We start from the raw sequence: 12,989 nt of genomic DNA, 5'->3' as shown, positions 1-12,989 counted from the left end.
GTCTGTTACTTCACGCCAGCCCTGCGGGCGGCAGTGCCTGCACCTTGAAGCGTGAGACGCCGCTCTTGAGCCCGTTGGCGACGTGATTGAGTTCTTCGATGGCCTGACTCGATTGCTGCAACGATTCGGCGGTCTGCTGCGCCGCCTCTGAGAGCTGCACCAGCGCCTGATTGATCTGCTCGGCCCCGGTAGCCTGCGCCTGCATGCCTTCGTTGACGACCTGGAAGCGCGGCGAGAGCGTCTGCACCTGCGCGATGATCTGCGCGAGCTGGTCGCCGACTTGCCGCATCTCGTCCATGCCGCGCCGCACCTCCTCGGTGAACTTGTCCATGCCCATCACCCCGGCCGACACCGCCGATTGAATCTCCTTGATCATCTGTTCGATGTCGTAGGTGGCCACCGCCGTCTGATCAGCCAGTCGCCGGATCTCGGTCGCCACCACGGCAAACCCGCGCCCATACTCGCCTGCCTTCTCGGCTTCGATCGCCGCGTTGAGCGAGAGCAGGTTCGTCTGGTCCGCCACCTTCGTGATCGTGGTGACGACCTGGTTGATGTTGCCCGCCTTTTCGTTGAGGATACCGAGCTTGCCGTTGACCGATCCTGCGGCGTCCACGACGTGACGCATGGCGTCCTCCATGCGCGTGAGGCCGACATGCCCGGTCCCTGCCAGCGACGCCGCGTGCTCGGCCACACCCGCGACCTCGGTCATGGTGCGCGCCAGATCGCGCGACGTGGCGAAGATCTCACGCGAGGTCGCGCCAATTTCCGTCGTCGTCGCCGCCGTCTCCGAGGCCGTCGCTTGCTGCTGACGCGACGTGGCCGCAATCTCGGTCACCGACGTCGTCACCTGCAACGCCGACTTCTGCGCCTGTCCGACCAACCCGGTGAGTTCGTCCGTCATCCGGTTGAAGCCCGCCTCCAGCGCGCCGAATTCGTCACCCCGTTCCAGATCAAGACGCTGGGTCAGATCACCCGAGCGCATGACTTCCAGAATCCGCATGACACTTGCGAGCGGTACGCTGATGGCCCGGAACAGCAGCCAGCCGGCCAGCAGGGCGCACGCAAGCGCCACGGCCAGCGTGATGAGCAACGTCGCCTTGGCCGACGTCACGGATTGGCTGATGTTGTGAGTCGACTCGTCGGCAAACGTCTTGTTCGTATCGACCAGATGCTGGATCGCCGTGCGCCCGCGGCCCCATTCCGGGTAAAGCTGCTCCGACAGCACCGAACGCGCCGCGGCGACCTGGCCATCGGCGACCAGCTTGAGCACTTGACTGCTGACCTGGCCGTACTGCTGACGCACGTTGCGCACTTCGTCGTACTGGATGCGGTCGACGGCGCGGTTGACCGTCGTGCCATAGTCCTTGAGCCAGTCGTCGATCTTGGCATCGGCCGCGCGCAGCGCATCGAGATCGACCTTGCGATTCTTGTCGCTATCGTCGATGAGCACGACCTGCTGAAGCAACTGGAAGTTCTCGAACCATGCACCGCGCAGCATCGTGCTGTAGTACAGGCCCGGCGTGGAATCGGTCTCTACGCTCTGCGCCTCCCGATCAATGGTGATCAGCCGCGTATAGGCGATACCGGCCATGAGGGCCATCAAGGCGAAGATCAGGCCAAAACTGGCCAGAATGCGATGTCGGATCGACCAGTGTTTCACGCCGCGCTCCCGTTCGTGGTTCACGCCCGGTGCCGGGGATGGGCGACGCGAGCCTGTTTGAGGTTACGCCGATTCTATTACAGCGGCCCGGCCGAGCAACGTCGGTCAGACCGTGTATTTGGGTTTAATTCTGATCCGAGGCGCGCGAGCTGCCTCCGGGCGTCACCCCAACCGCCGGCTCAGCGGGTCAGTTCGCGCAGGGCGTCGGCCTTCATGGGTGCGAGCGCCAGCGGTTTCGCGGCCGCCGTGAGCGCACTGAGCGACGCCGCGTTATCCGGCGAGACGCGGCCATCGGGCAGGTAGAGATTGTTTTCGAAGCCGATCCGGGCGTGGCCGCCGTACAACACGGCCGCCAATGCACACTCGGCCTCGCGAGGGCCGAAAGCGCACATCGCCCACGGCGTGGCCCCGAGCGCCTCGCCCTGGGCTTGCGCCCCGGCCTGCCAAGCCGCGAGGAACGGCAGCAGGTCCGACGGCGACGACAACTGCCCCTTGCTGTACCGGCCCAGCACGAACAACACCCAGTGTCGCCCCGGACGGATCGCCCCGCTCGCCCGCAGACGCCAATAGTGCGCCACGTCCTCGGTGTCGTACAGAATGTATTGCGTCGTGATGTGCGCCTGCCAGAGCCAGCCGAAGAACGCTTCGGCCGCAGGGGCATGCGCGGCGTCGGGCAGCACTTCGCGCAACGCCACCGAAATCGCTTCGGGATGCAAGGCACGCACCGTCGCGATCTGCCGCTCGGGGGTGTAGACGCCAACGGCCTCGGTCGTCACTTGCAGCACGAGTTCGTTGCCGACGGCGCGCCGCACCGCATCGATCCCTGCCGTGTAATCGGGCACTTCCAGGCTGTGCGTGCCGTCGGCCTTGCGGACATGCAGGTGGATCATCGCCGCCCCCGCCTCCAGGCATGCCTTTGCGCACGCGCCGAGTTCGTCCGGCGTCATGGGCAGCGCGCGATGATCGACGTGCGTGCGTCGTGCACCGTTGGGGGCAACGGCCAGCGCGAAAGTGCGTGTCATGCCCGTCATCATGCGCCTCCGGTCTTCGCGCCAGTGACGTCTGCCACCGCCAGCGCCAGCCGCTCCACGATACGATCGATGTCCGCCGGCTGGCAAATGAACGGCGGCGCGATCAGCGCGTGATCGCCATGCACGCCGTCGACCGTGCCGCCCATCGGATAGACCAGCAGGCCGCGCGCCTTGGCCGCGGCCTTGAGCCGTGCATGCGTCTTGTCGGCCGTCGGGAGTGTCTGTCGGGTCGCGCGGTCGGCGACAAACTCGACGCCGACGAAGAGCCCCCGGCCGCGCACGTCGCCCACGTTCGGATGATCGGCGAAGACCTCGCGCAAACGCGCCCGCAGTTGCTCGCCGCGCGCTTTCACGTTCTCCAGCAGATGGTCTTCGGCAATCGCTCGCTGCACGGCCAGCGCCGCCGCGCAGGCCATCGCGTGCCCCACATACGTGTGACCGTGCTGGAAAAAACCAGAACCGCCGACCACGGCGTCGAAGATCCGGTCGGTGCAAAGCATCGCCCCGATCGGCTGATAGCCGGCGCCCAGCCCCTTGGCGATGACGAGGATGTCCGGCACCACATCGTCTTCTTCGCAAGCGAACAGGTAGCCCGTGCGACCCATGCCCGACATCACTTCGTCGAGCAGCAGCAGCACGCCATATTTGTCACACACGGCGCGGATGCGCTTGAAGTAGTCGCCCACCGGCGGCACCGCACCCGCCGTCGCACCCACCACGGTTTCCGCGACAAACGCGATCACCTGGTCGGCGCCAAGTTCGAGAATCTTGGCTTCGAGTTCGTCGGCCAGACGTTGGACGTACGTGGCGTCGGTCTCGCCCTCATGCCGTTCGCGATACGCGAAGCAGGGCGAAACATGATGCGCCGGCACCAGCAACGGCAGGAACGGCTCGCGCCGCCAGGCATTGCCGCCGATGGCCAGCGCGCCAAGGGTGTTGCCATGGTAGCTCTGGCGGCGCGCGATGAAGTACTGACGCTGCGGCTCGCCGATCTCGACGAAGTACTGCCGCGCCAGCTTGAGTGCGGCCTCCACGCCCTCCGATCCGCCGCTGACGAAATACACATGGTTCAGATCGCCGGGCGCCTTCGCGGCCAGCGTGTCGGCCAGTTCTTCAGCGACTTCCGTCGTGAAGAACGACGTATGCGCGTAGGCCAGTTGCGCCGCCTGTTGCTGCATCGCCTCGATCACGCGCGGATGACCGTGCCCCAGGCACGAGACGGCCGCGCCGCCGCAAGCGTCGAGATAGTGCTTGCCGGTGCTGTCGATCAGCTCGATGCCCTGGCCGCCGACCGCGACGGGCAAGGTCTGGCGCGGGTTGCGGTGAAACACGTGAGTCATGCCTGAACCCCTGTCGGAAAGATGGTGCGTCGCGCGATGACCACCCAGCCATCGATACGCGAACGATGCCACACAGTGTAGGCGCACCGCTCGCGATTTGCAACATATGTTGCATATATTTTGTCTTTGCAACACTTCGCACGAACGCCCGCCTCCGCTCAGCGCTTGCGTATCGGCCTCGCGTCCCCGGGGAAAGCGCGTGCGCGGCCGGGGCATTTCATGCAACAATCGTTACATTATTTCGTCGCCGTGTTGCCATTCCCCAATGTCAGAGACCCCCGCGCCGCCGCAGACACTCGATCAACTCAACCTCTTGCTGCGCGAGCGCTATCCCCAGCTCAGTCCGCAATTTCAAGCGGGCGCGCGCTTCCTGCTCGACCATCCGCAGCGCGTGCCGATCAGCTCCATGCGTGCCATCGCCGTCGAGGCTGGCGTGCAGCCCGCCACGTTCGTGCGGCTCGCGCAGCATCTCGGCTTCGACGGATGGCACGGCCTGCGTGAATTGTTCCTCGAATCGATCCGGCTCGGGCCGCAACCCTATGCGAGTCGCGCCCGCCAGGTCATTCGCGACGGCGACGCCGCCCGCATGGTGCCCGAGATGTTTCGAGTCCAGCACAACAACCTCGACCTGACCGAAGCAGGGGCGAATGCGTCGCTGGGCGCGGCCGTCGATTTGCTCGCCAATGCGGGCACCGTGCATGTCGCCGGCTTCCGGGCGTGCTTTCCCATCGCGTTCACGTTTCAGTACGTCTATCGGCTATTCCGGCCGACGGTGCATCTGATCCGTGGCGAGGCTGGCACGCTGGAGATGGAGTTGCGTGCGCTCTCGGCACGCGATGTGGTGGTCGTCATCAGTTTTGCCCCGTATTCGAACGAAGCGCTGATCGTCGCGAGCGCGGCGCGGGCGGCGGGGGCACGTGTGCTCGCGCTCACCGACTCCACCGTCTCGCCTCTCGCCCTCGACGCCGATGTGACGGTACTGTTCTCGCACGAGAGTCCGTCGTTCTTCCCATCGATCACGGCCGGAATTGCCGTCGTCGAGACGCTCGTGGAGATGCTGCTCGCCCGCAAGGGACGCGGGGCGGTGCGCGCGCTGGAACTGGCCGAAGACCAATTGCACGGCACCGGCGCCTACGTCAACCCGACAGGGGGCACAGCGCCGGCGTCGTAACGGCGGCTGGCCGACGCCGACTCGCCAGGATGACGGCGCCGCCGGTTTCTTTTATGATCGATGGGCTTCCTGCGACCGGCGCGTCGACGCAAGTCCCGACGCGGCGTTGCGCAGGATCCGTCCCCTGTCGACAATCTCAAGGACTCCGAATGTCGCCTATCCGTTTGTCGCTTGCCCGCTCGATCGGGCTTGGCGCAGCACTCGTCTTCGGCGCGACCGTGGCCGCGCCGGCGTTTGCCACATCCAATCTCCTCTTCATGAGCAACTCGCCGTTGGCCTATCTACACAAGGCCGACAACGTGTCGCTGGCCGCGGCAGCCAACGATGTCCTGTCGCATCAGCAGGATAACGAAACCGTCGACTGGAACAACAAGGGCACCGGCAACCCCGTGGCCATCACAGCCCAGCTCACGCCGACCAACACCCAGAAGGACGACACCCGGACCTGCCGCGACCTGATTGTGCTGCTCGGCGCGAAGGGGCAGGAAGTCACGCTCAAGCTGCCGACCTGCAAGAAGGGTGAGAACGGCCCCTGGGAACTGCAAAAGCGCGGCGCCCAGTAACCCCCCGGCCGCCCACCGGACAGAAAGCCGCCGATCCCAAGGTCATGGGCCGGCGGCTTGTCCTGGCGCCCCCCGCGCCGAGCACGGGCGAATCCTGCCGACAGCCGCCTCAGGCCACGGCAGGCGTCTTGTGACCTTCGACGTTGGGCAAGAGGATCGTCACGATCCCGAGCAGCGGCAGATAGGCGCACACACGGTAGACGAAGTCGATGCTCGTCGCGTCGGCCAGTTGCCCCAGCGCAGCGGCGCCCACGCCCCCCATTCCGAACGCGAAGCCGAAGAACAACCCCGACACGGTACCGACCTTGCCCGGGATCAGCTCCTGCGCATAGACAAGAATCGCCGAGAACGCCGAGGCGAGAATCAGGCCGATCACGACGGTCAGGATGCCGGTCCAGAACAGGTCGGCGTGCGGCAGCATCAGCGTGAAGGGCGCCGCCCCGAGAATCGAGCCCCAGATGACATACTTGCGGCCGATCTTGTCGCCCAGCGGACCGCCGATCATCGTCCCCGCCGCCACGGCGAACAGAAACACGAAGAGATGCACCTGTGCGCTTTGCACCGACACATGGAACTTGCTGATCAGGTAGAACGTGAAGTAGCTGCTGATACTTGCGAGATAGAAGTACTTCGAGAAGATCAGCACCAGCAGAATGCCAATGGCGAGCGTCACTTTCCCGCGCGACAAATGAGCGCGTCCGCCTCGGCGCGCGGCCGGCTTGCCCTTGCTTGCGGCACGCTGTCCGGCGTACCAGCGACTGACATGGAACAGCACGAAGATCGCGACGAGCGCCGCCACCGAAAACCACGCCACGCTGCCACGGCCGTGCGGCGCAATGATAAGCGCTGCAAGCAGCGGACCCAGCGACGAACCGACGTTCCCGCCGACCTGGAAGAATGATTGCGCCAGGCCGTGGCGCCCGCCCGAGGCCATGCGCGCCACGCGCGACGACTCGGGGTGGAACACCGACGAGCCCATGCCAACGAGCGCGGCCGCCACGAGCAGCATGCCGAAGTTCGGCGCGACAGCCAGCATCAGCAGGCCAGCCAGTGTAAAGCCCATGCCGACCGGTAGCGAATACGGCTTCGGGTGCTTGTCCGTGTATAGGCCCACGACCGGCTGCAACAACGACGCCGTGACCTGGTAAGTCAGCGTAATGAGACCGACCTGCGCGAAGTTCAGGTCGAAACTCGCCTTGAGCAGCGGATAGATGGCCAGGATCAACGACTGGATCATGTCGTTGAGCAAATGGGAGAAGCTGATCGCAGACAGCACGCGGAAAGCGGTGCCTTGGGCAGCCGGCGAGGGGGCGCCGGGAAGGGACGTTGCAGGTTGGCTCGACATGGGAGGGGGAATTGAGGTCAAAAGCTTCAGGAAATCATCGCGCTTCCGGCAGTTTTCGTGCAAATAGACCTCAAGTTTGGGACTTGGCCTATTTATTGCCAGAAATCTAATGTGTGAAGTGTAGAGCATGCGTAAATCGCGGTTACGCCAACTTTTGTCGCGATTCCGCCAACTGGCCTGACGCTATCTACGTCGTCGCGAACGTTGAAAAAGCACTTGGCGGGCGTCCCTGAACGGTCCTTCCCCAGGATGCCTCGCCGCTGACGCGGTTTGCCTCACGTCGCCGAGAAGGCGCGTGCGGGTTAATCGGGCGTTGGAGGCCGTCAGGGATTCGTGTAGAGTCGATTGACGAGTTGTGCCGTGCAACACGAAGCACACGCAAGGGCCCTCTCTTTCCTCGGTTGGCAGCAGATCATGATTCAACATTCGCGAGTCGTGCAGTGGCTGGTGACCGGGCTTGTCGTGACGGTCACGCTCTTCGTCGTCCTGTTCCTGGGCTGGCTGCGCGTTCATCACTTGTCGCAGGGATTCCTGGAGCAAGAAGCGCAACGGCAGCGCGCGGCGCTCGAGCGCATCGTCACCACGGCCGAGGAGACCCTCACGGGCGCCACGCCCTGGGTCGGCCGGACGTGCGGCGAGGTCAACAGCTCGCTCCAGGCCACCGGCTCGCTCAGCCCCTACTTCCGTTCCATCTGGCTGGTCTCCCACGGGAAGATGTATTGCTCATCGGTGATTCGCTCGAACGACGCCATCGATATGCCCTTGCCGGCCGAACTCGTGCCCCTGCTGACCGGCACGAGGGAAATGTTCGTGGCCGGTACCCCCTACGTGCGCAATGCTCCCGCGCTGGCCTTGTTCGTGCCGACCTCCGCCACGGACGGTGTCCTCGGTTTCATCGACGGCGTGTACCTCACCGAGTCGCTGCACAGCGTGAAGACCAACGACCTTGCCTGGACGGCCATGACCATCGGGAGGGTTTCGCTGACGTCCGAGGGGCCGAAGCTCGAATCCGTCGGCGTCGCGACGCGCGGGGCGCAAGTCACGCTCGACTCGGACCATTTCTCGACCTCGCTCGCGGGCAGTTCGGCGCTCACGCGATCACTGATCGCCGGTCAGGCGCCCGTCTTTCTGGCATTCGGCGGAATCATCGCGCTTTTGCTCGGCATCCTGACGTTCCGCCATCTTGGCCCGGCGCAGTCCATGCGGCGGAAGATCGCCCTGGGTATCAAACGCAATGAGTTCAAGGTCTACTACCAACCCGTGATGGAATTGGCCACGGGCCGCTGCGCGGGTGCCGAGGCTCTCATGCGCTGGCATCACCCCGACGCCGGCCTGGTGCGCCCCGACGCCTTCATCCCGCTCGCGGAAAGCAATGGCCTGATCATCGAACTCACCCGTGCGTTGTTGAAGCAGATTCGCAACGACGTCGCTCGGGGCGCCCTGCCGCAAGGCTTTCACATCGCCATCAACCTTGCGGAACGGCATTTGCGCGACACGACCATCGTGCACGACATCGAGCGCCTTTACGGCTCGCTCAACGCAACGTACCCGATGATCGCGGAGATCACCGAGCGTTATGTGATTCGCGACACGGCGGCAGCGCGCAACGTGATGGCGGAGCTTCAGCGCCACGGCATTGAAACGTCGCTGGACGACTTCGGCGCCGAAAACAACTCTATCGGCTACCTGAAGCGCTACGACTTCAATTATCTGAAGATCGACAAGGAATTCCTGCCCGTCACCGAAGCCGATACGGTCACGCGCAATATCTGCGATTCCATCATCCATCTGGCCGAGCGGCTGGACATGACGATCGTGGCGGAAGGTGTCGAGAACGAGATGCAGGCGAATTATCTGCGCGCGCGCAACGTCACCTACGCACAGGGATACCTGTTCGCGCGTCCGATCGCGTTCGACGACCTGGTGCAATTTGCGATTGCCCACCCGCTCAGAGGCCTGACGCCCGTGAACCCGATGCCCGCGACAGTCGCGCCGATGCCCCCTCGCATGGCGGGCTGAGCGCATCGCCCAATGGGCGCATGCCGAAAACGCCCGGCCGGTGAAAGCCATCGGCCCGGCGCTTCGTCCGGCGACGCCGCAACAAGGTCAGAAGACCAGTTGCGGCATGTTGCTGCGCGGTGCAGGCACGGCAGCCGCCCGCGTGCTGTCACGCATTTCGGCGCGCAGCAGCCACAATCGCTGCGCAACAAAATGCCTGAAGCGCATTTCACCTGCGGAGAAAGAGATTTGCATCTGATGTCGCTTGCCATTGGGCAGCATGCGAATCAGACGATAGTATCGAGCCCCGTCAACCGTTTCTTTGATATTCCTGACGCGCATCATTTCACCCCGTTTCTGTTGTGTCAGGTGAGTGGGCACTTCGGCAAACGTCGCATTCCCGGTGGCCCCCGCCCCAGCGCTGGACTTCAGCCTGACGCGGTAGCTGCCGGCATTGGGGGGGCATGCGGCGAAATTCAATGTAGAGGAGCAACGTCCCCCATTCGTCCCCCAAAGGAAAAGTCCGGTGTTCACGTCGTTGGTGCATCGCGACACTTTTCCGTCCGGCGTTGGTTTTCGCTGGCTCGCCGGCCCTCTACAATGAGGCTAAATGCTGAGTTCGACCGAAAAAATTCTTATGGTTTCCGAAACTTCTTCAACGCCGGATGGCGTTTCGCCCAGCGGATTGCACGATGCCTTGCAAGTGAGCGGATCGCTTTGGGTGCATCGTGGCAACGCCTCGCTTGGCGGCCACGCCAGGATTGCGCTGCTCGAGCAGATTGCCGCGCACGGTTCGATCACCGCAGCCGCCAAGGCCGCAGGCATGAGTTACAAGGCCGCGTGGGATGCCGTGGATGCCATGAACCAGCTCGCTGGCGAACCGCTGGTGGCGCGCAGCACAGGGGGCCGCGGCGGTGGCGGCACGCGGCTGACGGCACGCGGCGCGAAGCTCGTGGCGGCGTTCCGGGCGGTGGAGGTCGCGCAGCGGCAATTCCTTGCGCGCGTGGCCAACGACCTGGAACATTTCGACGAGCAATGGCCGATCATCGCGCGGCTCGGTCTGCAGACCAGTGCACGTAATCAGTTGCACGGCACGGTCACCGGCATTCGGCGCTGCGGCGTGAACGACGAAGTAACGCTCACGTTGCCCGGCGGTGAAGCGATCACGGCGTCGCTCACGCATCACAGCACGCAGGCGCTGGGGCTGGCGACCGGCAGCGATGCGTTCGCGCTCATCAAGGCACCATGGATCGATATCGCGCGCGGCGCCGATCTCGCGGGTCTTGCCACGGCGAACCGGCTTTCGGGCACGGTGGACGCCATCGCCAACGACGCGGGACAGGCCGAAGTCATTCTGGCGTTGCCCGGCGGTACCCGGCTCGCCGCTGTCATGCCGCATGACACGCTGACGGCTCGCGGGTTGACAGTCGGTATCGGTGCGACGGCCGCGTTCGCGGCCGCCAGCGTAATTCTGGGGGTGATGGCCTGACGCACTCGCGTCGCGCCGTCGCGCCAATCACATGGCGGGCGTGTCGCAGGCCGGCACGACGAGCGACTTCGCGTCACGACGATCCAGGCGCAGGCTCAGCAGCGCCACGCCCACCCCGGCCAGCGGCGCGAGGGCGGCCACCCACGGCACCGCCGTCAGCCCGGGGCCGTGCTCGATGACGAAGCCGCCAAGCCACGCGCCGATGGCGTTGCCGAGATTGAAGGCGGCGATGTTGAAGCTCGACGCCAGGCTTTCGCCCGCCCCCGAAGCCTTTTCCATGACCCACAATTGCAGCGGCGCCACCGTCGCGAAGGCGGCTGCGCCGAGCAAGGCCACGAACGCGATGGCCAGCCAGTGCGAGTGAAGCGCGAACGTCATCAGCCCCAGCACGACGGCAAGCATCAGCAGGCTGCCCAGCACGGTCGGCACCACGCGACGATCCGCAAGCTTGCCGCCCAGCAGGTTGCCGACCACCAGGCCGCCGCCGAAGATCAACAGAATCGGCGAGACGGCGCCTTCGGCAAAACCGGTCACTTCGGTCAGCAGCGGTGCGATGTACGTGAACACGCCGAACACCCCCACCCAACCGAGCACGGTCGTCAGCAAGCCGAGCAACACCGGACGACGCGCCAACGCCCGCAGATCCGCACGCCAGTCACCCGCGGATTCCGGCGCCGCGATCTTCGGCACCCACAAGGCGATCACGAGAAAGGCGAGTGCGCCGATGGCCGTTACCGCCCAGAAGCTGGCGCGCCAGCCATAGTGCTGCCCCAGCCACGTACCGAACGGCACACCGAGAATGTTGGCAACGGTCAGCCCCGTGAACATCACGGCAATGGCCGACGCACGGCGCTCGCGCGGCACGAGGCCGGTGGCGACCACCGAACCGACACCGAAGAACGTGCCGTGCGCGAACGACGTCAGCACGCGGGCGGCCATCAGCGCCGCGTAGCTTGGCGCGAGCGCGCAGGCGGCGTTACCGATGGTGAAGATGGCCATCAGCACCAGCAGGACGGTCTTGCGCGGCCAGCGGGCGGTGGCCGTGGTCATGAGCGGGGCGCCGACGACCACACCCAGCGCATAACCGGAGATGAGCAGGCCGGCGGCGGCGATCGAGACGCCGAAATCGGCGCCGACGTTGAGCAGCAGACCCATGATGACGAATTCCGTCACGCCGATGCCAAAGGCACCGGCGGTCAGGGCGTAGAGGGCGATGGGCACGAAAAACTCCTGTCTCGGAAAAAGGGAAGGTCACGCACCCCCTGGGGATGACGACGAACCAATGTGCGGAATATAGACGCCCTCGCATTAGTGAAATAGACTGCGCGAAGGAAAATGATTTGTGACGGGGCGTCACAATACCCAGCAACGCCCGTCGCAGGAACGCTCAAGGACATCGCTGATGGGTCGACAGGACGTCAATCGCTCGGGTGATATGGAAGTTTTCGCGCGCGTGGTCGAGCATGGCGGCTTCTCGGCGGCGGCGCGCGCGCTGCATATGACGCCGTCGGCGGTGAGCAAGCTGATTGCCCGGCTCGAGGCGCGTCTGGGCGCACGGTTGTTCAACCGCTCGACGCGCCGCCTGCAACTCACTCCCGAAGGAACGGCCTTTCACGAGCGTGCGGTGCGGGTGCTGGCCGACATCGAAGCGGCGGAGCGCGAGGCGGCGGCGGGCGCAGTACCGCGCGGCCTGTTGCGCGTGAACGCCAGCGTGCCGATCGGCTCGTGCTACCTGCTACCGGTCATCCCGGCGTTTCTCGCGCGGTACCCCGAGATCCGTCTCGATCTGACGCTCACCGACACGGTCGTCGACCTATTGGCGCAACGCGCGGACGTCGCCGTTCGGGCCGGCCCGCTGCGAGACTCCCGACTGGTTGCCCGCAAGCTCGGCGAAAGCCGTCTGCACGTGGTGGCGTCGCCCGACTATCTCGCCCGCAACGGCCCGCTGCGCACGCCAGCCGACCTGATCCACCACAATGTCATGGCGTTCAATTTCGACCGTCAGGTGCAGGGCTGGCCATTTCTCGACGGCGCCGGCGGCATCACGCACTATCCACAGATCGGCAACATGGTCGTGAGCGACGGCGAGATCATGCGCAAGCTCGCAGTCGAGGGGCTTGGACTCGCCCGTCATTCGCGCTACCACGTTGACGAGGATCTGCGCGCCGGCCGGCTCGTCACCGTGCTCGACGACTACAACCCGGGGGATCTGGAGCCCGTGCATGCCGTGTATGTGGGGCAGGGCGGTCACTTGCCCGCCCGCGTGCGGGCGTTCCTCGACTTTCTCGTGGCGAACGTGCATCTGCCTTGACAGGCCGAAGGTGCCCAATGCGCTGATCGCTGAGCGCTTTAATCGCCGTGCGCACTTCACCGACGTCGCGCGCTTGGGGCC

11 protein-coding genes are annotated in these 12,989 nt (G+C 65.1%); 5 read left to right on the top strand and 6 right to left on the bottom strand.

Translation table 11 applies throughout. The features are described from left to right. Window positions 1-10: 10 nt before the first annotated feature. From PTE31013_RS00855 to PTE31013_RS00845, 3 genes are all read right to left on the bottom strand, one after another. Window positions 11-1,660, bottom strand: coding sequence for a methyl-accepting chemotaxis protein (locus PTE31013_RS00855; protein ID WP_150610953.1), 1,650 nt, complete (start codon window positions 1,658-1,660; stop codon window positions 11-13). Window positions 1,661-1,839: 179 nt separating this feature from the next. Next, on the bottom strand, window positions 1,840-2,682 hold the full coding sequence (locus PTE31013_RS00850) for a beta-keto acid cleavage family enzyme (RefSeq protein WP_150610952.1): 843 nt from the start codon (window positions 2,680-2,682) through the stop codon (window positions 1,840-1,842). An 8-nt stretch (window positions 2,683-2,690) separates the two neighbouring features. Then, a complete protein-coding gene (locus PTE31013_RS00845; RefSeq protein ID WP_150610951.1) occupies window positions 2,691-4,031 on the bottom strand; it encodes an aspartate aminotransferase family protein in 1,341 nt (446 codons plus the stop codon). A gap of 265 nt (window positions 4,032-4,296) precedes the next feature. Between PTE31013_RS00845 and PTE31013_RS00840 the strand changes: the two genes are divergently transcribed. Then, the gene (locus PTE31013_RS00840; RefSeq protein ID WP_150610950.1) at window positions 4,297-5,202 is read left to right on the top strand and encodes a MurR/RpiR family transcriptional regulator; all 906 of its coding nucleotides are present in this window, start codon (window positions 4,297-4,299) and stop codon (window positions 5,200-5,202) included. Window positions 5,203-5,351: 149 nt separating this feature from the next. Continuing rightward, window positions 5,352-5,765: an RT0821/Lpp0805 family surface protein gene (locus PTE31013_RS00835; RefSeq protein WP_150610949.1), complete on the top strand. Its 414-nt coding sequence runs from the start codon at window positions 5,352-5,354 to the stop codon at window positions 5,763-5,765. Window positions 5,766-5,874: 109 nt separating this feature from the next. On the opposite strand, the gene PTE31013_RS00830 is transcribed toward PTE31013_RS00835, so the two are convergent. Beyond that, window positions 5,875-7,110, bottom strand: a complete 1,236-nt coding sequence (locus PTE31013_RS00830; RefSeq protein WP_150610948.1) for an MFS transporter — start codon at window positions 7,108-7,110, stop codon at window positions 5,875-5,877. A gap of 414 nt (window positions 7,111-7,524) precedes the next feature. Between PTE31013_RS00830 and PTE31013_RS00825 the strand changes: the two genes are divergently transcribed. Then, on the top strand, window positions 7,525-9,129 hold the full coding sequence (locus tag PTE31013_RS00825) for an EAL domain-containing protein (protein ID WP_150610947.1): 1,605 nt from the start codon (window positions 7,525-7,527) through the stop codon (window positions 9,127-9,129). A gap of 87 nt (window positions 9,130-9,216) precedes the next feature. Here the strand turns inward: PTE31013_RS00825 and PTE31013_RS00820 are convergent, their stop codons facing one another. Continuing rightward, complete coding sequence (locus PTE31013_RS00820; RefSeq protein ID WP_150610946.1) at window positions 9,217-9,642, bottom strand: hypothetical protein; 426 nt, start codon at window positions 9,640-9,642, stop codon at window positions 9,217-9,219. Between the two features lie 103 nt (window positions 9,643-9,745). Here PTE31013_RS00820 and PTE31013_RS00815 point away from each other — a divergent pair, with 103 nt between their 5' ends. Further along, window positions 9,746-10,597, top strand: a complete 852-nt coding sequence (locus PTE31013_RS00815) for a TOBE domain-containing protein (RefSeq protein WP_150610945.1) — start codon at window positions 9,746-9,748, stop codon at window positions 10,595-10,597. A 27-nt stretch (window positions 10,598-10,624) separates the two neighbouring features. Here PTE31013_RS00815 and PTE31013_RS00810 read toward each other — a convergent pair whose 3' ends face one another. Next, entirely contained in the window at window positions 10,625-11,818 is a 1,194-nt protein-coding gene (locus tag PTE31013_RS00810; protein ID WP_150610944.1) for an MFS transporter, read from the bottom strand. Between the two features lie 181 nt (window positions 11,819-11,999). Here PTE31013_RS00810 and PTE31013_RS00805 point away from each other — a divergent pair, with 181 nt between their 5' ends. Continuing rightward, a complete protein-coding gene (locus PTE31013_RS00805) occupies window positions 12,000-12,908 on the top strand; it encodes a LysR family transcriptional regulator (RefSeq protein ID WP_150610943.1) in 909 nt (302 codons plus the stop codon). Window positions 12,909-12,989 lie beyond the last annotated feature (81 nt).

The sequence above is a fragment of the Pandoraea terrigena genome, assembly GCF_902459705.1.
GTDB lineage: Bacteria > Pseudomonadota > Gammaproteobacteria > Burkholderiales > Burkholderiaceae > Pandoraea > Pandoraea terrigena.
This window is presented reverse-complemented; position numbering and strand designations above follow the sequence as displayed.